The organism is Telluria sp. BA11, from assembly GCF_056680305.1.
Genome location: NZ_CM155275.1, coordinates 2,917,477 through 2,941,870, shown reverse-complemented (window position 1 = coordinate 2,941,870; position 24,394 = coordinate 2,917,477). Strand labels below are relative to the sequence as shown.

The 24,394-nt window shown below is 64.2% G+C and carries 23 protein-coding genes; 3 read left to right on the top strand and 20 right to left on the bottom strand.

Translation table 11 applies throughout. The features are described 5' to 3' along the window. Window positions 1-153: 153 nt before the first annotated feature. From AC1MGT_RS12865 to AC1MGT_RS12810, 12 genes are all read right to left on the bottom strand, one after another. The gene (locus AC1MGT_RS12865; RefSeq protein WP_499500471.1) at window positions 154-768 is read right to left on the bottom strand and encodes a hypothetical protein; all 615 of its coding nucleotides are present in this window, start codon (window positions 766-768) and stop codon (window positions 154-156) included. Further along, window positions 762-1,643 (bottom strand): hypothetical protein, encoded by an 882-nt coding sequence (locus AC1MGT_RS12860; protein ID WP_499500470.1) that lies wholly within the window; start codon window positions 1,641-1,643, stop codon window positions 762-764. The genes AC1MGT_RS12865 and AC1MGT_RS12860 overlap by 7 nt, the downstream gene beginning before the upstream one ends. Before the next feature lie 239 nt (window positions 1,644-1,882). Further along, entirely contained in the window at window positions 1,883-2,197 is a 315-nt protein-coding gene (rpsJ, locus tag AC1MGT_RS12855) for a 30S ribosomal protein S10 (RefSeq protein WP_183554295.1), read from the bottom strand. A gap of 189 nt (window positions 2,198-2,386) precedes the next feature. Further along, entirely contained in the window at window positions 2,387-3,580 is a 1,194-nt protein-coding gene (gene tuf, locus AC1MGT_RS12850) for an elongation factor Tu (RefSeq protein WP_183554297.1), read from the bottom strand. An 84-nt stretch (window positions 3,581-3,664) separates the two neighbouring features. Continuing rightward, a complete protein-coding gene (gene fusA, locus AC1MGT_RS12845; RefSeq protein WP_258837164.1) occupies window positions 3,665-5,770 on the bottom strand; it encodes an elongation factor G in 2,106 nt (701 codons plus the stop codon). A 130-nt stretch (window positions 5,771-5,900) separates the two neighbouring features. Further along, window positions 5,901-6,371, bottom strand: a complete 471-nt coding sequence (gene rpsG, locus AC1MGT_RS12840) for a 30S ribosomal protein S7 (protein ID WP_183554302.1) — start codon at window positions 6,369-6,371, stop codon at window positions 5,901-5,903. Window positions 6,372-6,505: 134 nt separating this feature from the next. Beyond that, complete coding sequence (rpsL, locus tag AC1MGT_RS12835) at window positions 6,506-6,889, bottom strand: 30S ribosomal protein S12 (RefSeq protein ID WP_005663517.1); 384 nt, start codon at window positions 6,887-6,889, stop codon at window positions 6,506-6,508. Between the two features lie 272 nt (window positions 6,890-7,161). Next, entirely contained in the window at window positions 7,162-8,049 is an 888-nt protein-coding gene (locus tag AC1MGT_RS12830; protein ID WP_499456431.1) for a LysR family transcriptional regulator, read from the bottom strand. A 51-nt stretch (window positions 8,050-8,100) separates the two neighbouring features. Then, the gene (locus AC1MGT_RS12825; protein WP_499500469.1) at window positions 8,101-9,075 is read right to left on the bottom strand and encodes an alpha/beta hydrolase; all 975 of its coding nucleotides are present in this window, start codon (window positions 9,073-9,075) and stop codon (window positions 8,101-8,103) included. 31 nt (window positions 9,076-9,106) lie between these two features. After that, window positions 9,107-9,601 (bottom strand): hypothetical protein, encoded by a 495-nt coding sequence (locus AC1MGT_RS12820; protein WP_499500468.1) that lies wholly within the window; start codon window positions 9,599-9,601, stop codon window positions 9,107-9,109. 62 nt (window positions 9,602-9,663) lie between these two features. After that, window positions 9,664-10,698, bottom strand: a complete 1,035-nt coding sequence (locus tag AC1MGT_RS12815; protein ID WP_499500467.1) for an AraC family transcriptional regulator — start codon at window positions 10,696-10,698, stop codon at window positions 9,664-9,666. Further along, the gene (locus AC1MGT_RS12810) at window positions 10,695-11,564 is read right to left on the bottom strand and encodes a GGDEF domain-containing protein (protein WP_499500466.1); all 870 of its coding nucleotides are present in this window, start codon (window positions 11,562-11,564) and stop codon (window positions 10,695-10,697) included. Before AC1MGT_RS12810 ends, AC1MGT_RS12815 begins: the two co-directional genes overlap by 4 nt. A 291-nt stretch (window positions 11,565-11,855) precedes the next feature. Here AC1MGT_RS12810 and AC1MGT_RS12805 point away from each other — a divergent pair, with 291 nt between their 5' ends. Next, a complete protein-coding gene (locus AC1MGT_RS12805; RefSeq protein ID WP_499500465.1) occupies window positions 11,856-12,665 on the top strand; it encodes a TonB-dependent receptor plug domain-containing protein in 810 nt (269 codons plus the stop codon). A gap of 55 nt (window positions 12,666-12,720) precedes the next feature. After that, a complete protein-coding gene (locus AC1MGT_RS12800; RefSeq protein ID WP_499500464.1) occupies window positions 12,721-13,503 on the top strand; it encodes a spermine/spermidine synthase domain-containing protein in 783 nt (260 codons plus the stop codon). Here AC1MGT_RS12800 and AC1MGT_RS12795 read toward each other — a convergent pair. Further along, window positions 13,472-13,972 carry a hypothetical protein gene (locus AC1MGT_RS12795; RefSeq protein ID WP_499500463.1) on the bottom strand — a complete coding sequence of 167 codons (501 nt, stop codon included), beginning with the start codon at window positions 13,970-13,972 and terminating at the stop codon, window positions 13,472-13,474. The genes AC1MGT_RS12800 and AC1MGT_RS12795 overlap by 32 nt on opposite strands. Window position 13,973: 1 nt before the next feature. Next, the gene (locus AC1MGT_RS12790; RefSeq protein WP_482896984.1) at window positions 13,974-14,171 is read right to left on the bottom strand and encodes a hypothetical protein; all 198 of its coding nucleotides are present in this window, start codon (window positions 14,169-14,171) and stop codon (window positions 13,974-13,976) included. Window positions 14,172-14,590: 419 nt separating this feature from the next. Here AC1MGT_RS12790 and AC1MGT_RS12785 point away from each other — a divergent pair, with 419 nt between their 5' ends. Beyond that, window positions 14,591-17,014 (top strand): TonB-dependent receptor plug domain-containing protein, encoded by a 2,424-nt coding sequence (locus tag AC1MGT_RS12785; RefSeq protein WP_499500462.1) that lies wholly within the window; start codon window positions 14,591-14,593, stop codon window positions 17,012-17,014. Window positions 17,015-17,300: 286 nt separating this feature from the next. Here the strand turns inward: AC1MGT_RS12785 and AC1MGT_RS12780 are convergent, their stop codons facing one another. The 6 genes from AC1MGT_RS12780 to AC1MGT_RS12755 all read right to left on the bottom strand — a co-directional run bounded on the left by AC1MGT_RS12780 (window position 17,301) and on the right by AC1MGT_RS12755 (window position 24,393). Further along, on the bottom strand, window positions 17,301-17,672 hold the full coding sequence (locus AC1MGT_RS12780; RefSeq protein ID WP_499500461.1) for a hypothetical protein: 372 nt from the start codon (window positions 17,670-17,672) through the stop codon (window positions 17,301-17,303). Between the two features lie 224 nt (window positions 17,673-17,896). After that, window positions 17,897-19,432: a hypothetical protein gene (locus AC1MGT_RS12775; protein ID WP_499500460.1), complete on the bottom strand. Its 1,536-nt coding sequence runs from the start codon at window positions 19,430-19,432 to the stop codon at window positions 17,897-17,899. After that, window positions 19,429-21,516, bottom strand: coding sequence for a hypothetical protein (locus AC1MGT_RS12770; protein ID WP_499500459.1), 2,088 nt, complete (start codon window positions 21,514-21,516; stop codon window positions 19,429-19,431). The genes AC1MGT_RS12775 and AC1MGT_RS12770 overlap by 4 nt, the downstream gene beginning before the upstream one ends. Then, complete coding sequence (locus tag AC1MGT_RS12765; protein WP_499500458.1) at window positions 21,500-22,483, bottom strand: BatA domain-containing protein; 984 nt, start codon at window positions 22,481-22,483, stop codon at window positions 21,500-21,502. The genes AC1MGT_RS12770 and AC1MGT_RS12765 overlap by 17 nt, the downstream gene beginning before the upstream one ends. A 6-nt stretch (window positions 22,484-22,489) precedes the next feature. Beyond that, on the bottom strand, window positions 22,490-23,374 hold the full coding sequence (locus AC1MGT_RS12760) for a DUF58 domain-containing protein (RefSeq protein WP_499500457.1): 885 nt from the start codon (window positions 23,372-23,374) through the stop codon (window positions 22,490-22,492). A gap of 14 nt (window positions 23,375-23,388) precedes the next feature. Further along, complete coding sequence (locus AC1MGT_RS12755) at window positions 23,389-24,393, bottom strand: AAA family ATPase (protein ID WP_499500456.1); 1,005 nt, start codon at window positions 24,391-24,393, stop codon at window positions 23,389-23,391. Window position 24,394: the final 1 nt, after the last annotated feature.

Below are 24,394 nucleotides of genomic sequence, written 5' to 3'. Positions count from 1 at the left end.
TCTGACATTCGGACACGGCCTCAGCTTTAGTTAAAGTTCTAGGAAGCTACTAGGGCAACTTCGCCAGCAAGCAAGCATTTAATCCGACGCTCGGTCAAGGTACGGTAGAGATCGTGTCCGAATGTCAGACCTGACCCCGGCTGTTTTTGGCAGCTACCACGTGCAGCCGGGGCCAGTGATCGTATCGATGGCCAGCGGGATCAACAGCAGCAGGTTGGCGTCTGTGCCGCCGGCATACTTTTTCTGACAGTCCGGGTTCTTCGCCCTCTTGATCGCGCGCGCCAGGTTATTGTCATCGGCACCGCGCAGTTGCTCCGCGGTGCGCAGGCGTTCCAGTGCCGTTGGCACGCGCTCTTTTTCCACCTGCCGGGCCAGGCCGCGCAGCGATTCCATGTCCAGTTTTCCGGTTGGCGCCGATGCAGGTGCAGTCGTCGTCTCGGCTGGCGTGGCCGTTGGGGTTTCCTCCGGCGCAGCGATGATCGTCATCAGCTCAGGGGACGCCGGCATCGCACGCTGTGTGGCGATGCGGGGTGGCCGCACAACCTGGACAGAAACTGGTGGTGGCGGCGCGCTGCGCACCTGCGGCACTGGCGTCGGCTTCACCGGCGCGACGATGAAGGCAAATGCGATGTAATCGACCGGGGTGCTGGCATTGTCTGTTCGGGGACTGGCGTAGTGCACCAATGCGAGCACGAACAGCACGTGCGCCAGCACGATGAACGCAACGGATCCGGCGCGGCTCCTTGCGCCCTGCTCCTGCATCAGCATGACATGCTGACAGTCGGACGCATCCGGTCGACGTGCGCCGCCAGCAATGCCGGGCGGTCGAGATACAGGAACACGTACTGCGGCAGCCGCGTTGTCACTTGGTGCAGCAGGATGTCGACCTGCGCATCCTGGTGCAGCACCAGCACGCAGTTCGGTTTGTCGAAAGGCGTCACGACCAGCGTCTCGCTACGCGCCACACCGTGCCGATGACGCCACGTCGGCAGCAGCAGGTCGACCGGTTCGATGCGCGCGATCGCCGCCAGCGGCAGCGTGCCCTTGATCCGCACGCCCACGCGCAGGTGCAGTGCCTCTGACGTGATCACATGGCGCCCTGCCCCGATATGCCAACGGTCGCCCAGTACCCAGGCCAGCGTGTACAGCACGGCGAGGGCGCCCAGCACATGGATCACCAGCAGCTCGTCGGGATCCTTGATGAACAGGTGCAGCAGCAACGCATGAACGGGCAGCTCGAACAGCAGCGCGACGAAGACCACGGCGCGCGCCGTGTTATAGGCACCGCGTTCGAGGTAAGTCAGTGCGATGCCCTCAGGCAGCGTGACAGGTAGCGGCTTGCCCTGCACGCGGCGCAGGCAACCGAGCCACAGCAGGCGATCGAGCTTGAACAGTCCCGGCAATTCAGGCGGCAGCAGCGCCGTCACGTGTGCATGCCACGGCGCCCGCGCCGCATGGGCGCTGCGCAGCCGTTGCCACGCTTGCGGGGCATGCGCGATGTCCTTTGCCATCAGCAGCAGCAAGGGCAGCGCAAGACCGGCATGATGCAGCAACGGCTTGACCGCGTCAGGTGCGAGACTCTTGGCGATGGCAGCAAGCAGCAGCGCACCGACCGCCAGGCCGGCGAGTTCGCGCCAAGTCATGGCGCGCAAAAGGGAAACAACGTGCATCTGGCGCATGGACGAGAAATTGAACAAGTAAACCCGTCGATTACATCACGCCCTGCCGGGGCCGACAATGCTTGATGGCTGCCAGAGCGCAGTTCATGCACCCGGCATGATGATAGCTGGGTCCAGAAATGACAAAAGCCAGGTTGCCCGCAATGCGGTCAACCTGGCTTCTTGCAGCATCGGCGGCCAATGCCGCCAACACTTAAATGCGATTACTGCAGTTTGATTTCGACATCGACGCCAGCTGGCAGGTCGAGCTTCATCAGTGCGTCAACGGTCTTGTCGGTTGGGTCCACGATGTCCATCAGACGCTGGTGCGTACGGATTTCGAACTGGTCGCGCGAGGTCTTGTTCACGTGTGGCGAACGCAGCACGTCGAAACGCTGGATACGGGTTGGCAGTGGGACTGGGCCTTTGACGACGGCGCCGGTGCGCTTCGCGGTCTCGACGATTTCCAGGGCCGACTGGTCGATCAGCTTGTAGTCGAATGCTTTCAGGCGAATACGGATTTTCTGGTTAGCGGACATGCGATTTCCTTTAAAAGAACGTTCCGGCTTGGTGCCGGCAATGTGGTCGAGATACTTCGTTACTGCACAAGAGGCGGGAGTATAACATCGTTCCCACCCAAACAGATGGGGACAGACCGAAAAGTCTGTCCCCATCGTTGTGTCAATCAGACTCTCCCGAAAGAGAGCCGATTCACGATCTTGCCCTGATTAGTTAGGCAGGATTTTTGCAACAACGCCGGCGCCGACGGTACGACCGCCTTCACGGATTGCGAAGCGCAGACCTTCTTCCATCGCGATCGGGTTGATCAGCTTGACGGTGATCGACACGTTGTCGCCTGGCATGACCATTTCTTTGTCTGCTGGCAGCTCGATCGAACCGGTCACGTCAGTCGTACGGAAGTAGAACTGTGGACGATAGTTGTTGAAGAACGGGGTGTGACGGCCGCCTTCGTCTTTCGACAGAACGTAGATCTCGCCAGTGAAGTGGTTGTGCGGCTTGATCGAACCTGGCTTTGCCAGGACCTGACCACGCTGGACATCTTCACGCTTGGTACCGCGCAGCAGCAGGCCGACGTTGTCGCCAGCTTGACCCTGGTCCAGCAGCTTGCGGAACATTTCCACGCCGGTGCAAGTGGTCTTGACGGTGTCGATGATGCCGACGATTTCGATTTCTTCGCCGACTTTGACGACGCCGCGCTCGACACGACCGGTCACAACGGTACCGCGACCCGAGATCGAGAACACGTCTTCCACTGGCATCAGGAACGCGCCATCAACAGCGCGCTCTGGCGTTGGGATGTAGGTGTCCAGTGCTTCGGCCAGACGGGTGATGCATTCTTCACCCATTTCGCCCGGCTTGCCTTCGAGGGCCATACGTGCCGAACCCTTGATGATTGGGACGTCGTCGCCTGGGAACTCGTACTTCGACAGAAGCTCGCGAACTTCCATTTCGACCAGTTCCAGCAGTTCTGCGTCGTCGACCAGGTCGCACTTGTTCAGGAACACGATGATGTACGGAACGCCAACCTGACGCGCCAGCAGGATGTGCTCGCGGGTCTGTGGCATTGGGCCGTCAGCGGCCGAGCACACCAGGATCGCGCCGTCCATCTGCGCAGCACCGGTAATCATGTTCTTGATGTAGTCGGCGTGGCCTGGGCAGTCAACGTGAGCGTAGTGACGGTTTTCGGTCTCGTACTCAACGTGCGCGGTGTTGATGGTGATGCCGCGTGCTTTTTCTTCCGGTGCCGCATCGATCTGATCGTAGGCCTTGGCTTCACCGCCGAATTTCTTCGACAGGACGGTTGCGATAGCAGCCGTCAGGGTGGTTTTGCCGTGGTCAACGTGACCGATGGTGCCGACGTTGACGTGCGGCTTGGTCCGTTCGAATTTACCTTTTGCCATTTCCAGATTCCTTTAAAGAAACGATATGTTCTGTTTAAAGGGAGACAGGACGTCCCGTCTCCCTTGAATTGCTTGTATTGCTGATTACTTCGACTTGGCAGTGACGATGGCGTCAATCACGTGCTTAGGCGCTTCCGAATAGTGCTTGAATTCCATCGTGTAGGTCGCACGGCCCTGGGTCGCCGAACGCAGCGAGGTCGAGTAACCAAACATTTCCGACAGTGGCACTTCGGCTTTGATGATCTTGCCGCCGCCGCCTGGAATTTCGTCCATGCCCTGCACCATACCGCGACGCGACGACAGATCGCCCATCACCGAACCGGCGTAGTCTTCCGGCGTTTCGACTTCCACGGCCATCATCGGCTCGAGGATGACCGGGCTGGCCTTGCGGCAGCCGTCTTTGAACGCCATCGAACCGGCCATGCGGAATGCATTTTCGTTCGAGTCGACATCGTGGTACGAACCGAAGGTCACGGTGACCTTGACGTCAACGACTGGGTAACCAGCCAGCACGCCCGAGGTCAAGGTTTCGCGCACACCTTTTTCGACTGCAGGGATGTATTCGCGAGGAATGACACCGCCCTTGATCGCGTCGACGAACTCGAAGCCTTTGCCCGGCTCTTGTGGCTCGATCGTCAGGACTGCGTGACCGTACTGACCACGACCGCCCGACTGCTTGACGAACTTGCCTTCGACGTCGGTGACTGCCTTGCGGATCGTTTCGCGGTAGGCAACCTGTGGCTTGCCGACGGTTGCTTCCACGTTGAATTCGCGCTTCATGCGGTCAACGATAATTTCCAGGTGCAGCTCGCCCATACCACCGATGATGGTCTGGCCCGATTCTTCATCGGTACGCACGCGGAACGACGGATCTTCTTGTGCCAGGCGGTTCAGTGCCAGGCCCATTTTTTCCTGGTCGGCCTTGGTTTTTGGCTCGACTGCCTGCTGAATCACCGGCTCAGGGAAGACCATCTTTTCCAGCGTGATGATCGACGATGGATCGCACAGGGTTTCGCCCGTGGTTGCATCTTTCAGGCCGACCGCAGCGGCGATGTCGCCGGCGTGGACTTCCTTGATTTCTTCGCGCTGGTTAGCGTGCATCTGCAGAATACGACCAAGACGCTCTTTCTTGTTCTTGATCGGATTGTAGACGGTGTCGCCCGACTTGATCGTGCCCGAGTAGACGCGGAAGAAGATCAGCTGACCAACGAACGGGTCGGTCATGATCTTGAATGCCAGCGCCGAGAACTTCTCGTCGTCTTCTGCCTTGCGGGTGACTGGCTGGTCATCTTCATCGGTACCCGTGACTGGCGGGATGTCGATTGGCGATGGCAGGTATTCGATCACGCCGTCGAGCATGGCTTGCACGCCCTTGTTCTTGAACGCGGTACCGCACATCATCGGGACGATTTCCGACGCGATGGTACGCTGGCGCAGAGCGGCCTTGATCTCTTCTTCCGAGAGGTCGCCTTCTTCCAGGTACTTGTTCATCAGCTCTTCGGTCGCTTCAGCAGCGGTCTCGACGAGCTTTTCACGCCATTCGTTGGCTTCGTCCTGCAGTTCTGCAGGAATGTCGCGGTAGTCGAACTTCATGCCCTGCGACGCGTCGTCCCAGTACACGGCCTTCATCTTGACCAGATCGACCACGCCCAGGAAGTTCTCTTCGGCGCCGATCGGGATCTGCAGCGGAATCGGGTTAGCCTTCAGGCGAGCGCGCATCTGCTCGTAGACCTTGAAGAAGTTCGCGCCGGTACGGTCCATCTTGTTGACGAAGGCCAGACGTGGAACTTTGTACTTGTTAGCCTGACGCCACACGGTTTCCGACTGTGGCTGCACGCCGCCGACTGCGCAGTAAACCATGCAGGCGCCGTCGAGCACGCGCATCGAGCGTTCGACTTCAATGGTGAAGTCAACGTGGCCCGGGGTGTCGATGATGTTGATGTGGTGTGGGGCGAAGTTGTTGGCCATACCGCTCCAGAAGCAGGTCGTCGCTGCCGAGGTAATGGTAATGCCGCGCTCTTGCTCTTGCTCCATCCAGTCCATCGTCGCTGCGCCATCGTGCACTTCGCCGATTTTGTGGTTGACGCCCGTGTAGAACAGGACGCGCTCGGTGGTGGTGGTTTTACCAGCATCGATGTGAGCCGAAATACCGATGTTGCGGTAGCGCTCGATGGGGGTCTTGCGTGCCATAATTTTTCCTAAATCTTTGAATGGACAAAACCGAGCATCATCTTGATGATCAAAATGAGCCCGGCCTGAACAACAGATACTACGGGGACGTTAGCACAAGGAAATAATCCCCCTACCTTCGCCCTTTTGCTTAGAAGCGGAAGTGCGAGAACGCCTTGTTCGCTTCTGCCATACGGTGCACTTCGTCACGACGCTTCATCGCGCCGCCGCGGCCTTCAGCCGCTTCCAGCAGTTCACCACCCAGACGTTGCGGCATGGATTTTTCGCTGCGCTTGTTTGCGGCTTCGCGCAACCAACGCATGGACAGCGCCATACGACGAACCGGACGAACTTCCACTGGCACCTGGTAGTTGGCGCCACCGACACGGCGGGACTTGACTTCCACCAGCGGCTTGGCGTTGTTGATCGCGGTCGTGAACACTTCCAGCGGGTCTTTGCCCGACTTGGATTGAATGTGTTCGAATGCACCGTAGATGATGTTTTCTGCAACCGACTTTTTGCCGGACAGCATCAGAACGTTGACGAATTTGGCGACATCCTGGTTACCGAATTTTGGATCCGGCAGGATTTCGCGCTTGGGTACTTCACGACGACGTGGCATTTCGATTCCTTCATGTCTTCAGTTGAGTGCACGCTGTACACTCGCGAAAGGCCCTCTTGACCCTTCACTTACTCGGCCTTACGGCCGGCTCAACTTATCTAATTAATGTGACGTGTGCATGACACGCCGAAGAATTACTTCTTCGCAGCCTTGGCACGCTTCGCGCCGTACTTCGAGCGAGCTTGCTTACGGTCTTTGACGCCCTGGGTATCCAGTGCACCGCGAACCATGTGGTAACGCACACCCGGCAAGTCTTTCACACGGCCGCCGCGCAGCAGCACGACACTGTGTTCTTGCAGGTTGTGGCCTTCACCGCCGATGTACGAAATGACTTCGAAACCGTTGGTCAGACGCACTTTGGCGACTTTACGCAGCGCCGAGTTTGGCTTCTTAGGCGTGGTGGTGTACACACGGGTGCACACGCCGCGCTTTTGCGGGCAGTTTTCCAGTGCCGGCGACTTGCTCTTCACAACCGCAGCTTCACGCGGTTTGCGAATCAGTTGATTGATGGTTGGCATCGTTCCTAATCCAACAAAGTACTACTCATTAATGACCCGAACCTGCAACGTGCTGATCCGGGGACTGAAACCTAGTCCCGATGACAATGACAAAGACAGGCGACGAAAGCCACTCGGTAAAATGGAGCGGCTGCGAATGCGTATACGATGTGCAGAATAAATCGAGAACCTGCGAGTATAGACGCATTGTGATGATGGGTCAACCAGTTTGCTGATTTAGCAGGCAGTAGTTCACCGTCTTGACGCAGACCGTGGTCGATGTGGCATCACTGCTACAACTCGGCATGGCGGGCAATCTCGACAAACGCATCCAGGTAGGTGGTGCCGGCGTCGACCTCGCGCGTGCCCAGGAAAATCTGCTTGAACACGCCCGCCTCCCCCAGCCGCACGGGCGCCACCGGCATGCGGCCCGCGTACTCTTCCACCAGCCAGCGCGGCAGCGCCGCCACGCCGCGGCCGCTGGCCACCATCTGCAGCATGATGTCGGTGGTCTCGATCGCCTTGCGCTCGCGCGGCGCGCAGCCGGCCGGCACGAAGAACTGGTTGTAGATGTCGAGCCGCTCGATATCGACCGGATACGTGATCAGGACCTCATCGGACAGGTCGCGCGGCGTAGCATGCGCGCGCCCGGCCAGCCGATGACCGCTGTGCACCACCAGCACCTGCTCGAAGTCGAACACCGGCACGAAACGCAGCCCGGGCTTGAACAGCGGATCGGGCGTGACGAGCAAGTCGATCTCGTAGCCGAGCAGCGCCTTCAAACCGCCAAACTGGAAGCGCTGCTTGACGTCGACATCCACCTCGGGCCACGCCGCCAGGTAGGGTTCGACCACTTTCAGCAGCCACTGGTAGCACGGATGGCACTCCATGCCGATGCGCAGCGACCCGCGCTCGCCACGCGCGTAGGCAAGCATCTGGCCTTCAGCGTGTTCAAGCTGCGGGAGCACCCGCTCGGCCAGCGCCAGCAGCGCGTGGCCAGCCTGGGTCAGGCGCAGCGAGCGGCCCTCGCGCGTCCACACCGGCGTGCCCAGCCCCACTTCGAGCTTCTTGACTGCGTGGCTCAGCGCCGACTGGGTCAGGCACAGCACGTCGGCAGCGGCGGTCAGTGAACCGCGGCGATCAACCTCGCGGATGATGGACAGGTGAATGCGTTCGATCATGGGCAGGCGCAGAATGGATGGATGGGCGTATCGAGGTGGCCGGGCAAGCCATCAAGGGACAATAGCGCCGCCCTGCTGCAAAAAGTCGGCGATCGACTTCACCAGCAGCGGCGACACCGGCAGGCTCGGATCGCCGTAGCTGGCCACCTGCAGTTCCGGCACCGCGCGCACGTGCTTGAACACGTGGTTCATGCCCGGAATGATTTCCAGCTTCGCCCCCGGGCGGGCGCCGTGCAGCCGGTTGGCCTGCACCACGTCCACCTGGATATCGGTGTTGCCCTGCACGACCAGCACCGGCATCGTCAGTTCCGCGATACGCTGCGCCGGCACATACTTGAACCATGAAATCAGATACGGCTGCACGCTCGGCCGGAACAGCGTCGCCAGCGCCGGCGGCACCGGATCGACGACCACGCCGCTTTCCAGCGACACCAGAATGCGCTCGCTTTCCTTCTCCAGCTCTGGTGGCAGCTTGCCTTCGAGCTGCTTGCGCATCAGCGTGGACGCGCCATCGGCAATGCCGGCAATCGACACGAACGCCGCCGCATCGGCCTGCCGCGCCGCCAGCATCCCGATCAGCGAGCCTTCGCTGTGCCCGATCACGGCCACCGACGCGAAGCGTGGATCGGCCTTGAGTCGGGCGATCCAGGCCGCCGCATCGTCGACGAACATCTCGAAGCGCAGCGCCGATTCGGCAGAACCGGCCGCATGGCTGCCACCGATGCCGCGCTTGTCGTAGCGGACCGTCGCGATGCCGGCCTCGGCCAGCCCGGCGGCCAGCAGCTTGAGACTGTCGTTGCGGCCCGGGATCATCGAGCTGTTGCCGTCACGGTCCGTCGGACCCGAACCGGCAATCAGCAAGGCCACGCGCGGCTTGTCGGCGCCCGCCGGCAGTTCGAGCGTACCGGCCAGCTGCCCAGTGGGCGTGTCGAGCTTGATCGGTGTCTCGGCGGCATGGGTCTGTGAAGCGATACCACCGATGAACAGCAGCAGGCTGCAAAGACGAACGGCAAAGTTGGCAGACATGGCTTCCTTCATGCGTGGTTGGACTGCGCTTTCAGGCCGCGGCGGCAACAATGCCCTGCTCACGGCAAAATTCGATGATGCGCTGCAGCGCGGCCTCGGCCTCGTGCTCTTCCAGGCCGATGCCGAAGTGGTAGCGATGGGTGGCAGTATCGATCTCGATGCGCCCCTGACCAAACCCCAGCGCATCCCATTTGCCCTCCGGCGTCCATGCCTCATGTTTGGGCAACAGGCGCACGGCGCGTATCTCGTGGACCATGAGCGCCAGCGGCACCGACGACGGCAAGGTGCCGTCGCGCGCGATGTAGAGCGCATCCCGGAACACGAAATTGCGATACAGCGCCCACGCCGCCAGGACCATGATGACCAGCGCGCCGACCGTCAGCAGCATGAATCCGAACGACCCGTCATGCTCCCAGCCATTGCCCAGGCCGGACGCCACGACCCAGACGAAGACCACCGACATGAACGCCGGGAAGCCCCGTTTCTGGGTGGGACAAACGATATGCAGGGTGGGACTGGGACGCATTCCTCTTCTTCGGCGGCGACAATGACCGCGCACGATACCATTTTCGCGGCAGTGCAGCGAAATCAGGCGTGCTGCAGGCGCCCCGCGAACCAGCCCAGTTCCCCGGCCAGCGCAGCGCGGATCGGCCCCGGGGTGAGGCCCGTCCAGCGCTTGAACGAACGCCGGAAGTTGGCCACGTCGTGAAACCCCAGGTGGCGCGCCACCGCGTCATTGTCGGCCCCCTCGGCCTGGAACAGCCACAGCGCCACATGCGTGCGCACCCCGTCGAGCTCCCCCTGGAAATGGGTGTGGTGCCGCAGCAGCTGGCGTTTGAAGGTGGCCGGGCTGACGCCGAAGTCGCCCGCCGTGCGCTCGAGCGTGGGCGCGTCGCGCACGCGCGCCAGCAGGTAATCGTAGAGCGCCGCCAGCAGGCCGGGCGCCTCGCGGGGTTCCAGTTCGGCCGCCTGGTGCGCCAGGCGCGCCGCCATCTCGCTGGCGCGCGGCCATGGACGGTCGAGCCAGCCGGATGGCAGCAGCATCGCGTCGAGCTGGCAGCCGAAGCGCAGTTCGGTGCCAAGATGCACGTGATGCTGCTCGATGTGGCGCGGCGCGCCGCGATTGAAGCAGAAGCGCCACGGCAGGCGCTCGCCGCCCAGCCAGCGGCACAGCGCCACCACGGCCGTCATGTGCATCTCGACCAGCGCCGGCCGCAGGCTCGGCGCGCCATACGCATCGACCCAGTACAGCAGCGCCACGTCGTCCCAGGTCTCGAAGCGCGGGCGCAGCAGCGGCGTCAGGCCTGCGTGGAAACGGCACAGCGTCTGCAGCAGCGTGCGCAGGTTGGGCGCCTGCGCCAGCGCATGGCTGGCCGCACCGTCGTGCCCTGGCAGCAGTTGCTGGCCCAGCATGAAGCTGGTGTCCGGGCTGTCCAGCAGGCGCAGGGTGTTCGCCAGCTGCTGCAGGTACTGGCCAGGGGTCGTTGCGCTGTCCGCGCCCGGATCGCATCCGCGCAGCAGGTCCGCGTCACGCGCATCGCGCGAGCGGCCGTATTCCAGCGCCAGCGCGCTGTGCCGGCGCGCCGCGGGCGAGGCTGCCGTGGCGGCCTGCCAGGCAATCATGCGGGGTCCATCTGGCGATCCATCTGGCGGCACAGGGTAGCCAGCAGCGCATCGGGCGCGCCGCGTGCCGGCGCGCAGCCATGGCGCAGCGTGATGTGCACCCGGCCGCCCGGTGCGTGGTGGTGCATCGACGACACCATGCGGCACAGGTGGTCGGCCGCGGCGCGCGCCTCGGGTTCGGCCAGGCCCGGCATCAGCACGGCGAAGCGGTCGCCCGCATAGCGGCACAGCAGGTCGTCGTTGCGCAGGTTGAGCAGCAGCATGTGGGCGACGGCCTGCAGCGCGCGGTCGCCCTCGGGCTGGCCATGTTCGCGGTTGATCCGGTGGAAGGCGTCGATATCGAACAGCACCAGCGAGCCGACGCCGTCCGTCCGTTTGCTCTCGATGTGCAGTTGCGCGCGCAGGTAGGCTGCGTCGGCCAGCTGGGTGATGCGGTCAAATGGCCGGTGGTTGCGAAACAGCCGTTCACGCTTGCGCATGTGGTCCGACAACGTGGCCTGCTCGCGCCGCCAATACACCATGCCGGCAGTCAGGACCAGCATCCCCAGCGGCAGCAGCGCCTCCAGCACGTTGTCCCACAGCGCGGACTTCTCGACATCGAACACTTCATCGAGGCAGTCTGCCCACGACCCCAGCATGATGCAGGCCAGGCCGCCGGCAAGCAGCCGCGTGACGACGCCGTCCGGCCGGCTGGCCAGCACCAATCCGCACCACAGCGCCGCCAGCAGGGCCGTGCCGCCCTCGCTGGCGATGTCCACCAGATCCCATGCCGCGAACGGGATGGCCGGACCGACACCGGCAAACAGAAACACAACGGCGCCGAGCAGGCCGGCGATCAACAGAGCTTGGCGAATCAGGGGAGACATGGGCGGCGCGGTCAGGGAAGATCGCCGGAACATAGCGCAACCAGATGACCGCAGGATGACAGGATGGCAAAACTGTGGCGTCATGGCACAGGGTCAAAACAGCTCACATAAAACCGCGCAGAGCATCCCGACTCACTGCCCACCCGGTGGTGTTGTCAAAACCGGCAGGGTCAATTCGGCTCAGGCACACCGTGCACCGCGCCAGATACCGGATAGCGACCGATCGTGGTCACCGATAGGTCACATTCAGGCACCAGAATCCGCCGCATCCCAACCATTGGATTCTCCCCCATGCGCCACTTTGCCCTCCCCGCTCTTACCGCAGGCCTGCTGGCTGCTGCCGGCGTGCACGCCGCCGAACCGGCCAGCGTGATCGTCACCGGCCAGCGCGCCAGCCTGGCGCGCGCCATCGCCGCCCAGGAGCAGGCCGACAATATCGTCAGCGTCGTCAGCAGCGATGATATCGGCCACCTGCCGGACAAGAACGCGGCCGAAGCGCTGGCGCGCATGCCGGGCGTGTCGGTCCAGCGTGACCAGGGCGAAGGCCGCTATGTGGTGGTGCGCGGGCTGGATGCGGACTACAACAGCGTGACCATCAACGGCGCGCTGGTGCCGTCGCCGGAAGCGACGCGCCGCGCGGTGGCGCTGGACGTGCTGCCGGCCGGGATGATCCGCTCGCTCGAGGTGACCAAGTCGGCCACCCCGGACCAGGATGCCAATTCGCTTGGCGGCAGCGTCGAGGTCAAGACCTTGTCCGCGTTCGATCTGCCTGGCAAATTGCTGAACGTCGGCGCGGCGGTCGGCCACGACACCAACACGAGCCAGAACAGCCCGAGCGCCAACCTGCTGTGGGCCCAGCGCTTCATGGACGGCAAACTGGGCGTGGCCGCCGGCATCTCGGGCGAAAAGCGCAAGTTCGGTTCGGACAACGTGGAAACGGGCGGCGACTGGAATGGCAAGCGCCTGGCCGGCTTCGAGCTGCGCGATTACCTGCCCACGCGCGAACGCCGCGCCGGCGCCATCAATCTCATCCTGCTGGCCAATCGCGACGGCGGCGGCCTGGCCGTGACACTGTTCCTGCCGGCGCTGGCGGCCACCTGAGAGCCTGCAGCGGCGGCTCTGGTAACATCGGCTTTGCCCTCCACCGCTTCGTGCCATGTCCGCCAAGTCACCCACCGTCATCGATCCGCGCTTCGCCCAGCCCGGCCATCCTCCCGCCACCATCGACGAATTCGAGGGCGTGCGCTTCCTGCACCTTGGCACTTCGTGGGTACAGGGTGCGATGCGGCTGGCCAAGCCGGACACGATCGAGCTCGAATACGTGCAGATGATGATGATGTGGACGCTGTTCCAGAGCACGCCGCGCCACATCGTGCAGCTTGGCCTGGGCAGCGCCGCGCTGACCAAGTTCACGTATGCCCGCTTTCCCGATGCGCGCGTGACGGCCGTCGAACTCAATCCCAACGTGATCGCGATCTGCCGCGCCATGTTCGGCCTGCCGGAAAACGATGCGCGCCTGGACGTGCGCGAGCAGGACGCGATGGATTTCGTGCTCGATCCGGCCAACCACGGCAAGGCCGACGTGCTGCAGGTGGACTTGTACGACCAGGACGCGCGCGGCCCGGTGCTCGATTCGGAAGCGTTCTACCAGGGCTGCCTGGATTGCCTGGCGCCGGGCGGCGTCATGACCGCCAATGTGTTCGGCGACTTCAGCAACTACGACAAGAATTTCCTGAACATGGAGCAGGTGTTCGACGCGGTCGTCTGGCTACCGGAGGTGCACGATGCCAATGTGGTAGTGGTGGCGTTCAGGGACGCGCCGCAGCTGGACTTTTCAGTGCTCTACGAGCGCGCCGGCGAGATCAAGCGGCGCCTGAACCTGCCGGCCAAAAACTGGGTGAACGGCCTCAAGGAATGGATGCGCGACCATCAAGGCTGACATGGCGCGCCGTGCCCGCCCGAGGCCCCGACTCGGGCGACGCCACGCCCAGTTCGGACGCCGGCACCGGTGCACCCAGCACCGCGAACACGGTGCCGCATGACTCGCGCTCGAGCGCCAGCACGGGGAACACGCGTTCCAGGTTGGCATACTTGGCCCAGGCGCCCGCGCCGCGCGACTGCGTCGGTGGAATCGACATCGCGGCATAGCCACGCGCGCCGCCCTCCACTGCTTCGATGCTGCGCCCGCGCGCTGCCCGCGCATCGTCCAGCGGCACCGGAATATCCGACGCGTCGAGACAGCGCACGCGCAACTGCGCGCCCGGGAGTGGGTGGTCGTTGATCTTCTGGTTGGGCGCGTGCCAGAGCTGCATCAGGACGATGCCGGTGGCGCTGTGGGCGTCCCAGGCGCTTTCGAGACTGCCGTAATGCTCGAGGCCATAGCGTTTGCAAAGCTGGGTGATATTCATGCTAATCGTTCCGTTGCCGTTGGCGCCGTTCCCGGACACGCCGGGCGGCGGGATCCTGCATGGCGCGCAGCAGGATCTCTCGTGAGACGTTGCAGCTTTCGAGGTACACCAGCCCTGCGTTGACGCCACGCGTCTCGGCCAGGAATAACGCATATTCGGTGGCAAGCGCGGTTCGCTCGTCGGTTCGTCGCTGGATCATGGTGTGGCTGCCTGAGGTGGTCGGCGGATTTCGCCCGCACGGCGCGCGGGCATGGTGAAATCCAGTCGGCGGAATGAACCGCCTGCCGCCGTGCCTGTTTGGCATGGTTAATGGCTATCGTAGCTTGTCGGGACCCGCGCACATTTGAAAAACTTGTTAAATAACGTAACAATAAAACAATACTTTTCAAACATTATTTCTTTTAGAAAAGTGCTTAATACTCAAAGCATTACTCGCTACTCATGAAAGTATTGTTTAACGAGCAAACCTGTCTCTTTTGTACGACGCATTTGCTGTAGAGACACGTTCGTATTTACTTATTTCACATGCTTTATCGTCGTCACCCCAACCCCGTTGCTAAGATTAAATAATGCTCTGGTAACAGGGCGACATAAAAATCGATGAAAAGGGGACAGAGGATGATGAAACAAACACTGCCACGACGCGCCCTGCTGGCGTCGGCCCTGTTGGCGGCGCTCGCACCAGCCAGCGCACAGGAAGCCGACAGCAATATGTCGCAAGTCGTGGTGCTCGGCTCGCGCACCCAGGCCAAGACGGCGCTCGATACCGCCGTGCCCGTGGGCCTGATCAGCACGAAAGACATCCAGTCGGCCGGTACGCTCGAACTGGGCAAGGTGCTGCAGGACCTCGACCCGTCGTTCAACTTCACGTCGACCTTTGTCAGCGACGGCACCGACATCATCCGCCCCGCCACGCTGCGCGGCCTCGGCCCCGACCAGCTGCTCGTGCTGATCAACGGCAAACGCCGCCACCAGCAGGCACTGGTCAATGTGCAGCAAACGATCGGCCGCGGCTCGGCCGGCACCGACATCAACGCAATCCCGCTGTCGGCGATCCAGTCGATCGAAGTGCTGCGCGACGGCGCCGCCGCCCAGTACGGGTCGGACGCGATCGCGGGCGTCATCAACATCATCCTCAAGAAAGGTGTCGGCAACGGCATCGTCAGTGCCAGCGCCGGCACGACCGACGAAGGCGATGGCGACACCTACTCGGCCAGCGCCAGCCGCGGCTTCGCGCTGGGCAGCGACGGCGGCTACCTGAACCTGTCGGTCGAAGCGCGCAAGCGCGACGAAACCAACCGCGCCGGCCTGGACACGGCGCGCGTGAATCCGCCGCGCGTCACACAGCGCCTGGGCGACAGCAACGCCAAGGATTACTACCTGTGGATGAATTCCGCCCTGCCGATGGGTGGCGGCGAGCTGTATGCGTTCGGCGGCGCGTCGAAACGCAAGGGCGATTCGGGCGGCTTCTTCCGCCCGAAAGAAGATGGGCGCAACGTGCCGGCGGTGTACCCGGAAGGCTTCCTGCCAAACATCGTCACCACCGTGCAGGATGCGTCGCTCGCCGTCGGCTACCGCCACGACCTGAGCCACGACTGGACGATGGACGCGAGCGTCAACCACGGCCGCAGCCAGCTCCAGTTCCATGAACGGAACTCGATCAACGTCAGCTACTGGTACGAGAACGGCGAATCGCCGCGCGAAGCCGACACCGGCACGCTCAAGTTCGAGCAGACCACGTTCAACCTCGACTTCAAGGGCCCGGTCAATCTGCTGGGCGGTGAACTGTTCGTCGCCGCGGGCTTCGAATGGCGTCGCGACAATTACGAGATCGAGGCGGGCGACCCGGTCTCGTACCAGTACGGCCGCACCAACAACCCCGCGATCATCATCCGCGACCAGAACGGCGGCATCGCGGCCTCGGGCATCCAGGGCTTCCCGGGCTATACGCCATCGACGGCGGTTGACCAGGGCCGCCACAACACGGCCTACTACCTCGACCTGGAACGCAAGTTCGGCCCGGACGTTTCGGTCGGCGCGGCAGTGCGCCACGAGCGCTATTCGGACTTCGGCAACACCACGATCGGCAAGCTCAATGCGCGCTGGGACCCGAGCCGCTCGTTCGGCCTGCGTGGCAGCGCGTCGACGGGCTTCCGCGCGCCGGGCGTACAGCAGAAGTTCTACAGCTCGGTCTCGACCAACCTGAATTCGGCCGGCGTGCTGACCGAAACGCTGACGGCGCGCGAAGACAGCGCCGTCACGCGCGCCTTCGGCATCGCACCGCTGAAGGAAGAAACGTCGAAGAGCGCCAGCATCGGCGTGATCCTGCGGCCGACCACCACGTTCTCGCTGACCGCCGATGTGTATCGCACCAAGATCGACGACCGCATCGTGTTCTCGAGCACGATCTCGCCAGAGTCGGGCGCCTGCGCGACACCGGCCGCATGCCCGATCCGCGCGATCCTCGACCCGCTGCGCGTGGGCCAGGCGCAGTTCTTCACCAATGCGATCGATACGTCGACCACGGGCCTGGACCTGGTGGCGCAGCAGACCATCCGCGGCCAGGGTTCGACCCTGGTGCTGTCCGGGCAGCTGGGCTTCAACAAGACCGAGGTCAAGGCGCGCAATTCGCAATCGCCCGTGCTGACCGGCGCGCAGCTGTTCGACGATGCGCAGGTGACGCTGATCGAACGCGGCCAGCCGCGCAAGCACCACGTCGTGTCAGCCGACTACACGGCCGGCGCCTGGAACGTGACGGGCCGCGCGAACTATTTCGGCGAAGTACAGGGCCAAGGCTTTACGGCGCCATTCGTGCAGACGTGGGAAGCCAAATGGATCGTCGACCTGACCGGCCGCTACACGTTCAACAAGAGCCTGAGCCTGTCGGCGGGGATCAACAACCTGTTCGACACCTACCCGACCAAATGGGACCCGGTACGCGCAGCCCCCTTCCCGCAGCTGGGCTTCACCTACTGCTGGGAAACCTGCCCGTTCGGGATGAACGGCCGCACGGCATATGTGAAGGCGGACTACACGTTCTGATAAGAACAGCGGGGGTCAAGAACAGCGGGGGTCAGGTCTGACATTCGGACACGACCTCGACAGCGGGGGTCAGGTCTGACATTCGGACACGACCTCTGCAGAACAGCCGGGGTCAGGTCTGACATTCGGACACGATCTCTGCATTAGTGGCTCAATCCGGGTTCAGATGAGCAAGGAAGGTGTGCCTTTGCGATCGGTTTCGGGACGATTTTTGCATAGCCGTTCTGAAGACACATCGCTACGGCTGGGGCCGTGTCCGAATGTCAGACCTGACCCCGGCTTTTTTTTAGCGCCGCTCGCGCCACCATAGCAGCAGCATGGCCGCTGCGAAAGCGAGTGCGAATGGCCAGGATGGCGCGGGTTGTGTTGGTCCGGTTGCCGGCTGGATCTGCGAACGGGCGGCGTAGCGTGCCGTTGCGTCGCGCCGCTCGGCTGCCTGCCATTCGGGCCAGTCGTTCGTTGCGTACACGTAGAGTGCATGCGGGCCGGCGTTCTGGTCCTGCAGTTGCAACCAACCTGCCTTTTGCGGCCACAGCGCTGCGCATGATGCGTCGGCGCGGTCTGCGCGACGCTGCCAGCTGAGCGACTGCTTCAGATCGGGAAGCGTCAGTTGGCCACTGACGCCGCGCGCGCACGCAGCGGGGGTCAGGTCTGACATTCGGACACGACCTCTTCACTAGTCGCTCAATTCGCGCTCGAAAAAGTAAAGCGAACGTTCGCCTTTATGATTGATTTCGGCGCGGTAATTGCACCGTCGTCTGAAGAGCCATCACTAAGGCTGGGGCCGTGTCCAAATGTCAGACCTGACCCCGGCTTTTTTCAGAAGACGCATCACTAAGGCTGGGGCCGTGTCCGAATGTCAGACCTGACCCCGGCTTTTTTTTAGCGCCGCTCGCGCCACCATAGCAGCAGCATGGCCGCTGCGAAAGCGAGTGCGAATGGCCAGGATGGCGCGGGTTGTGTTGGTCCGGTTGCCGGCTGGATCTGCGAACGGGCGGCGTAGCGTGCCGTTGCGTCGCGCCGCTCGGCTGCCTGCCATTCGGGCCAGTCGTTCGTTGCGTACACGTAGAGTGCATGCGGGCCGGCGTTCTGGTCCTGCAGTTGCAACCAACCTGCCTTTTGCGGCCACAGTGCTGCGCATAATGCATCGGCGCGGTCTGCGCGTCGTTGCCAGCTGAGGGACTGCTTCAGATCGGGAAGCGTCAGTTGGCCACTGACGCCGCGCGCGCAGAGTTCCAGGCGCTGGCCTGCCAGCGGCATGTCGCCTGGGGCCAGCCATTCGGTCTTGTGCCGTTCTTCGACACCCACGCGGTCCAGCACGCCCTGCCACCACAGCGCCAGCGCGCGCGGTTCGGCGATTGCGTGGCGGTGCCATTCTGTGACGCCCAGCCAGGCGATGCGGCCTTGTTGCCAGTCGCGGGTCCAGACCATATTGTCAGTGCCGCGCCATGGGCCGGCGTCGCGCGATGCGGGCAGCAGCGAGGCCACCGGCATCTCCAGTGGCGCATCAATCTTTGCGCCCAGCGGCTGTGCGCGCAGCGGCAATTGCAGCGTGCGTGACCAGACGCCCGGATCGTTTGCGTTGCCGCCCAGGACCAGCAGCGGCATGCCCTTGGCCACGCGGTCCAGCAGCGCGGAGCGTTCACCGGCCGCCATCCGCTCGAAGCGCGCGGCGTCGATCACCATCAGGTTGGGCGAAGCCATCTCGCTGCGCGGCGCTTCGGTGCGCGTGATGGCGCGGCCCAGCGTGACTTGCCAGTCGAGCAGCGCGCCGCTGGCGGTCAGCATGTCGTTCAGCGCGCGCAGGTCGAACGATGGCGCGCCGAAGCGGCCGACGACCTGCAGCGGCGCAGGTTCATGCACGATGAACGGGACCGGTCCCTCGGCAATCACCTTGTCTTTGGCGTCAAGCAGCCGCGCCTTGAGCACGACGCGCTCGGCAACCGGTGGCATCCAGTCGACGCGCAGGTCACCGGTGCCCCGCGCTTCTGCAAGCGGCTGGCCATTCTCGGCCAGCAGCTGCAGCCGCGCGTCGGTCTTGTCTTCGCGCTTGATCGTCAGCGTGAACTGGCGACCCAGCGCCACCTGATTAGGGAACGCCAGCCGCAGCGCGCCGCCGCGTGGCGCTTCCCAAGCCAGCGGCCGTGCCGGCAAATCGTTCCATTCGGCGGTGCGCAGGCCATCGCCCTTCAGCGTCAGGCTGTTCACACCTTCCAGTGATGATGGTGGCGCGGCCGGATCGATGGCCAGCGTGCGGCCGCCCTCGCCCGGCATGCGCAAGTCCAGCGCGAACAGGCCCAGGCTCGCGGCGGCGACGATGACCAGCAGCGCATCGAGCCATTGGCGGCGGCGCAGATACAGCCCGGCGCTGACGATGCCTGCCACGAGGATGGCGGCGATGAGCCACTGCTGGTTCATGGCTTGGCCACTCCATCAGCCGACTCGCGCCAGCGGCGCGCGAACGCCGTGTCGACACTGATCTTCGCCTGCAACAGCACCTGCCCCTGCCCCGCGCCGGAACGCAACCACGCGCGCAGCACCGGGCGGCAGGCGATGCAGCCATCGGCCACGTCCTGGATCGCGCGCTGCGCCGCCAGGCGCTGCTCGTCCTCGGCCAGACGCGTGCGCACCCAGTCGTTCGCGGTGCGCATCCACAGCGCCGGCAGCGCGGCCTCGCCCGACAGCGCCTGCACCAGCGTGCGCAGTTCTTCCGGCAGCGCCGCCGCTTGCTCAGCCTGCGTGCGGCGGTAGCTCGCGGCGCCGTCCATCTCGCCGGTCATGCGCTTTTCTTCCTTGATCGGTGGCGGCGTGAAGGCGGTCTTGTGCAGGTAGATGCGCTCGGCCTGCTGCAATTCCTTGATCGCCTCCAGGGCCTTGTGTTCGGGGGCCAGCGCGCTTTTCGGCGTAATCGCGCGCAGCGATTTTTCGGCGTCCCACATCGCGACCAGCGCGCGCCGCAACACCTTCTTGGTGCCTTCGTCGTACATCGTTGCGTTCTCGGCTTCGTCGTGCGCGTGGCCGTAGGTTGCGAGGATCTGCTGAGTTTCGTTGACGATGCCGCCCTTGCGCTGATTCGGTTCGCCGTGGTCGTGGTCATGGCCACCGGGCGCATGGTCGTGGCCCTCATGGCCTTCTTCTTCGGCAGGCTTCTCGGCGGCGCGTGGTGCCTTGGCCGCTTCTTCGCCGAACAGCGTCGACTCTTCGCCCAGGAACTGGCCATAGCGGCGGCGTAGCTGCGCCTGATCGTCGCCGATCCGCTCGCTGCGGTCACGCACGTCGGCCGCTGCCAGCTTCGTGCTGCGCATGTCGGCGATCAGCTGCTCGGTGTCGATGATGATCTGGCGCTGGCTGCGCAGCGACGCCGGCTTTACCAGCGATGGCATCGCCGCACTCTCTTCTTCGGCTTCCTGTTCAGGCGCCGGACGCCGCACCGTGTAGGTGGGCGACTGCACGGTCTGCGCGCGGCCCGCGTTATCGGTCGCGCGGACAAAAAAATACAGCTCGTCGCCCGGCTCCATCGCCAGCTCGCTCAGCGCCCACGTCCTGGACCAGTTGCGCAGCCTGGGATTGTTTGATGCTGGCAGCGGCATCTCACGGTCCGTAAAACGCACGTTCTCGCCGCTGCCCTGCGCGAGCGTCATGTGCAGCGTCGCGCGGGTGATCCGGTAGTCGTCTTTCACCTGGACCGTCATCGTGGCGCCGGTCGCGTTGTCGCGCAGGTCCTGGATCATCTGCGCCGGGGCGCTGATCGTGATCTCGGGCGGCGCATCGGGGATTACGCGCAGCGTGTGGCGCGCGCCGCGCCAGCGCCAGACGACCGATTCGGTTGCCGTCCAGCGCGCGCACTGTTCACCGGGTTCGAGTGTTTCACCGTTACCCAGCTCGATCCTGTTGTTGCCGCCCGTGCCACCGGTCAGGCACCAAGTCACGACCGTCTGCTCGGGCACCTGCAGATCGCGCGGCGCCGAGGTGGATGCCGCCACGCCCGTGTAGGCAGGCGGCGCGAGCTTGAGCGTCAGGCCGGCCAGCGTGGCGGCGGTCGCACTGCTGACGGGGCTGGGCGGCGTGACCGCACCCTCTTGCGCCGGCCGCGTGGTGGCGTACCACACCATCCCCGCGAGCACCGCGCTGACCAGCAGGATCGGCAGACCGCTCGAAACATGCTGGCGCGCGATCTGGCGCAGCTGCTGGCGCGAGACGGCCGCATCGAGCCGCGCGAACAGGCGCTGCTGCTGCAGGCGCGCGATTGGCGTATCGGCCGCGTCGAGCAGGGCCGCGCTGTCTTCCATCTCGGGCACGGCGCCATCGAGCCACGCCGGCCATTCATAGGCCACGCGGCGGCGCAGCTTGACCCAGTCCAGCGCGCACCAGCCGGCCCAGGCCAGCAACCCGGGGCCCGACGGAATGACCAGCCAGGGCAAGGCCCCGCCGATCCAGAGCGGCATGCGGCGCAGCTGGGCTGCGCGCCATACGCGTTTGGTGATCTCAACGCCTCCGTGCATGCGCGAGACTCCTTTCAAGGACGAACAAGCCAACCAGGATGGCCAGCAGGATGTCGCGCAATGCGCCGCTCGGCGCCGGTGCATTGGCGCCTTTCGAGGCGGCGAACGTTTGCGACGGCAAGGTGTAGGGACGTGGCCCGATGTGCAGCTGCTGCCAGGTGTCGAGCAGCGCACGCGCGGCGTCGACATCCTGCGGCGGCCATGCGGGGTGATGCCACAGGCGGCCACGCGCGCTGTCGGCGTACTGCAAACCGTTCAGCGTGCGCGCCTTGGCCAGCTCGGGGAACGCCGCTGGATCGGTCACCCACCATAGCGAAGCGCGCAGCGCCGCAGGCGGCGCTTCGGCGCGGTCCCAGATGATCAGGTCCGTCCTGGCGCCCGGAGCGTCATCCACGACAATCTTCTCGACACCATCCTGCGCCGCGAACAGGCGGCGCCAGGCCTGCGGGCGCTCGCTGGCGATGACCACGTGCCGCTCCACGTTAGTTGGCGCGGTCGGCTGCGTGCGCACCGTGATGTCACGGCCAAACACCGGCTTGGTGGCCGGCATCGGCACGTCGCCCAGTACCAGCAGGCGTGCGTCGCCAGCCCACTCGCGCTCATGCGTGTGCAGCCAGCTCAATGCCTGCGCCGCCGGCAGCGTCACGCGCTCGGCCCCAGCCAGGCCGGCTTGCGCAGCTTCGCGCTCGACCCAGACCGGATCGGCGCCCGCGGTCACGACCACCGTGTCGCCACGCCACGGATAGACGGGATCGGCCAGCCACGCAATCAAACAGGCCAGCAATAACAGGCGGGCCAGCAGCAGTAACGGATCGCTCCAGCGCCACACGCGCGTCTCTTTCGGCTCGGTGCGCGGCAGGAAGCGCGCAGTGGCCAGCAGCGCCGCCTGATTCTGCACGCGCTTGCGCCGGTGCCACCAGATTGGCAGCAGCAATACGGGAAGCGCAAACCACCAGAGTGCATTCATGGGCGATTACCTCGATGGCCGGCGCAGCCAGCGCCGCAGCACGTCGCCCGGCGCCTGCTCGATGGCGGCCAGCGTCAACGGCATGTCATTCTTGCGGCACTGGGCCGTCACCCGATCGAAGTGTTCCATGCGGTTGCGGCGGTAGCCTTCCTTCAGGTCGGCGCCGAAGCGGAACACCCCTTCTTCGTGCTCGGGGTCGCGGTACGCCTGCGTGTCCGGGAAGCTGGCGTCGATCTCGGCCTGCGTCTGCAGGCACAGTACGCGCACGTCGTGGCGCATCTGGCGCAGCCGGGTCAGTGCCAGCGACAGCGGCGACGGCCAGTCGAGCAAGTCGCTCACCGCATAAATCGCGCAGGGCGAGAGGGCAAAGTGCAGACTGGCCTTGAGCGTCGCGGCGTCCGGCAACTGGCCGGCAGGCGTGGCGCGCTGCAGTTGTGCCAGCACGCGCTGCAGATGGCGCGGGCCGCGATTGGCCGGCGTGAACGTCACCTTGCCGTCGCTCAGGATCACCAGGCCGAATGCATCGCCCTGGCGCTGCGCGATGGCGGCAACACACGCGAGCAGCGTGCGCGCACAGGCCAGTTTGTCGATGCCTTCAACGCTGCGGCTTGGTTCGGCCATCGACGCACTGGCGTCGAGGATCAGCCAGACGGCCACGTGGCTGTCACGCTCTGCCTCACGCACAAAATAACGGTCGGCACGCGCGGCCAGCTTCCAGTCGACGCGGCGCCACTCGTCCCCCGGCACGTATGAGCGGTACTCGGAAAACTCGACGCCGGCCCCGCGCTCGCGGCCCGCGTGGATGCCGTGCCCGAGCCCGGCCAGAACGTGACGGATCACGAGATCGAGCCTGGTCGTATGCGCGATCAGCGCCGGGTTCACGGACGACATTTTGCGATCGTCAATTACGCTACCTTGATCTCGCGCTGCAGCGCCTGCAACACGTCTGCAATGGCGATGCCATCGGCTTCGGCCTCGAAGTTGCGCAGCACGCGGTGCGCCAGCACCGGCAGCAGCATCGCGCCAATATCGTCGCGGGTCACAGCCAGCCGGCCCTGCATCAGCGCGCGCGCTTTCGACGCCAGCACCAGCGCCTGGCCGGCACGCGGCCCGGCGCCCCAGCCGATATGCTTTTTGACCGCGTCGACCGTGGTCTCGCTCGGGCGCGTGGCGCGTACCAGGCGCGTGGCATAGCGCACCAGATGGTCACCAATCTCGATGTCGCGCACCAGCTGCTGCAGGCGCAGCAGCGTGACGACATCCATCACCGGCTCGGCGTCCTGCAAGCCGGCGTGCGTCGTGCGCGAGACCATCAGCACTTCTTCGTCCTCGGTCGGGTACACGACGTCGATGCGCAGCAGGAAGCGATCCAGCTGCGCTTCCGGCAGCGGGTACGTCCCGGCCTGCTCGATCGGGTTCTGCGTGGCCAGAACAAAAAAGGGCCGCGGCAATTTATGCGTCTGGCCAGCAAAGGTGACCGACCGCTCCTGCATCGCCTCGAGCAGCGCCGATTGCGTTTTTGGTGGCGCGCGGTTGATCTCGTCGGCCAGCAGCACTTGCGTGAACACCGGGCCAGGCTGGAAGCGGAACGCGCGCTGGCGCGTGGCCTGGTCTTCTTCAAGGATCTCGGTGCCGACGATATCCGACGGCATCAGGTCGGGCGTGAACTGCACGCGCCGGAACTGCATGTCGGTGGCCTGCGCCAGGGATTTCACGAGCAGCGTCTTGCCCAGCCCCGGCACGCCCTCGACCAGCGCGTGGCCGCCGGCCAGCAGGCACGTGACGAGCAGGTTGACGACGTCTTCCTGGCCGATGATCACGCGCGCCATGCTGGCTTTGAGCTCGCCCACTTTCGCCGTCAGTGCAGCGATTTCCTGTTCGTCCCACGCTATAGAATTACTGTCAGCCACT

Excerpts from the sequence above, each read along its gene's own strand:
- rpsL (WP_005663517.1), bottom strand. The coding sequence starts at position 6,889 with ATGCCAACCATCAATCAACTGATTCGCAAACCGCGTGAAGCTGCGGTT.
- AC1MGT_RS12820 (WP_499500468.1), bottom strand. The coding sequence starts at position 9,601 with ATGCGTCCCAGTCCCACCCTGCATATCGTTTGTCCCACCCAGAAACGG.
- AC1MGT_RS12780 (WP_499500461.1), bottom strand. The coding sequence starts at position 17,672 with ATGTCAGACCTGACCCCCGCTGCGTGCGCGCGCGGCGTCAGTGGCCAA.
- AC1MGT_RS12810 (WP_499500466.1), bottom strand. The coding sequence starts at position 11,564 with ATGTCTCCCCTGATTCGCCAAGCTCTGTTGATCGCCGGCCTGCTCGGC.
- AC1MGT_RS12830 (WP_499456431.1), bottom strand. The coding sequence starts at position 8,049 with ATGATCGAACGCATTCACCTGTCCATCATCCGCGAGGTTGATCGCCGC.
- AC1MGT_RS12760 (WP_499500457.1), bottom strand. The coding sequence starts at position 23,374 with ATGTCGTCCGTGAACCCGGCGCTGATCGCGCATACGACCAGGCTCGAT.
- AC1MGT_RS12790 (WP_482896984.1), bottom strand. The coding sequence starts at position 14,171 with ATGATCCAGCGACGAACCGACGAGCGAACCGCGCTTGCCACCGAATAT.
- AC1MGT_RS12775 (WP_499500460.1), bottom strand. The coding sequence starts at position 19,432 with ATGAACCAGCAGTGGCTCATCGCCGCCATCCTCGTGGCAGGCATCGTC.
- AC1MGT_RS12785 (WP_499500462.1), top strand. The coding sequence starts at position 14,591 with ATGATGAAACAAACACTGCCACGACGCGCCCTGCTGGCGTCGGCCCTG.
- AC1MGT_RS12865 (WP_499500471.1), bottom strand. The coding sequence starts at position 768 with ATGCTGATGCAGGAGCAGGGCGCAAGGAGCCGCGCCGGATCCGTTGCG.
- fusA (WP_258837164.1), bottom strand. The coding sequence starts at position 5,770 with ATGGCACGCAAGACCCCCATCGAGCGCTACCGCAACATCGGTATTTCG.
- AC1MGT_RS12770 (WP_499500459.1), bottom strand. The coding sequence starts at position 21,516 with ATGCACGGAGGCGTTGAGATCACCAAACGCGTATGGCGCGCAGCCCAG.
- AC1MGT_RS12825 (WP_499500469.1), bottom strand. The coding sequence starts at position 9,075 with ATGTCTGCCAACTTTGCCGTTCGTCTTTGCAGCCTGCTGCTGTTCATC.
- rpsJ (WP_183554295.1), bottom strand. The coding sequence starts at position 2,197 with ATGTCCGCTAACCAGAAAATCCGTATTCGCCTGAAAGCATTCGACTAC.
- AC1MGT_RS12860 (WP_499500470.1), bottom strand. The coding sequence starts at position 1,643 with ATGACTTGGCGCGAACTCGCCGGCCTGGCGGTCGGTGCGCTGCTGCTT.
- AC1MGT_RS12795 (WP_499500463.1), bottom strand. The coding sequence starts at position 13,972 with ATGAATATCACCCAGCTTTGCAAACGCTATGGCCTCGAGCATTACGGC.
- tuf (WP_183554297.1), bottom strand. The coding sequence starts at position 3,580 with ATGGCAAAAGGTAAATTCGAACGGACCAAGCCGCACGTCAACGTCGGC.
- rpsG (WP_183554302.1), bottom strand. The coding sequence starts at position 6,371 with ATGCCACGTCGTCGTGAAGTACCCAAGCGCGAAATCCTGCCGGATCCA.
- AC1MGT_RS12765 (WP_499500458.1), bottom strand. The coding sequence starts at position 22,483 with ATGAATGCACTCTGGTGGTTTGCGCTTCCCGTATTGCTGCTGCCAATC.
- AC1MGT_RS12800 (WP_499500464.1), top strand. The coding sequence starts at position 12,721 with ATGTCCGCCAAGTCACCCACCGTCATCGATCCGCGCTTCGCCCAGCCC.
- AC1MGT_RS12805 (WP_499500465.1), top strand. The coding sequence starts at position 11,856 with ATGCGCCACTTTGCCCTCCCCGCTCTTACCGCAGGCCTGCTGGCTGCT.
- AC1MGT_RS12815 (WP_499500467.1), bottom strand. The coding sequence starts at position 10,698 with ATGATTGCCTGGCAGGCCGCCACGGCAGCCTCGCCCGCGGCGCGCCGG.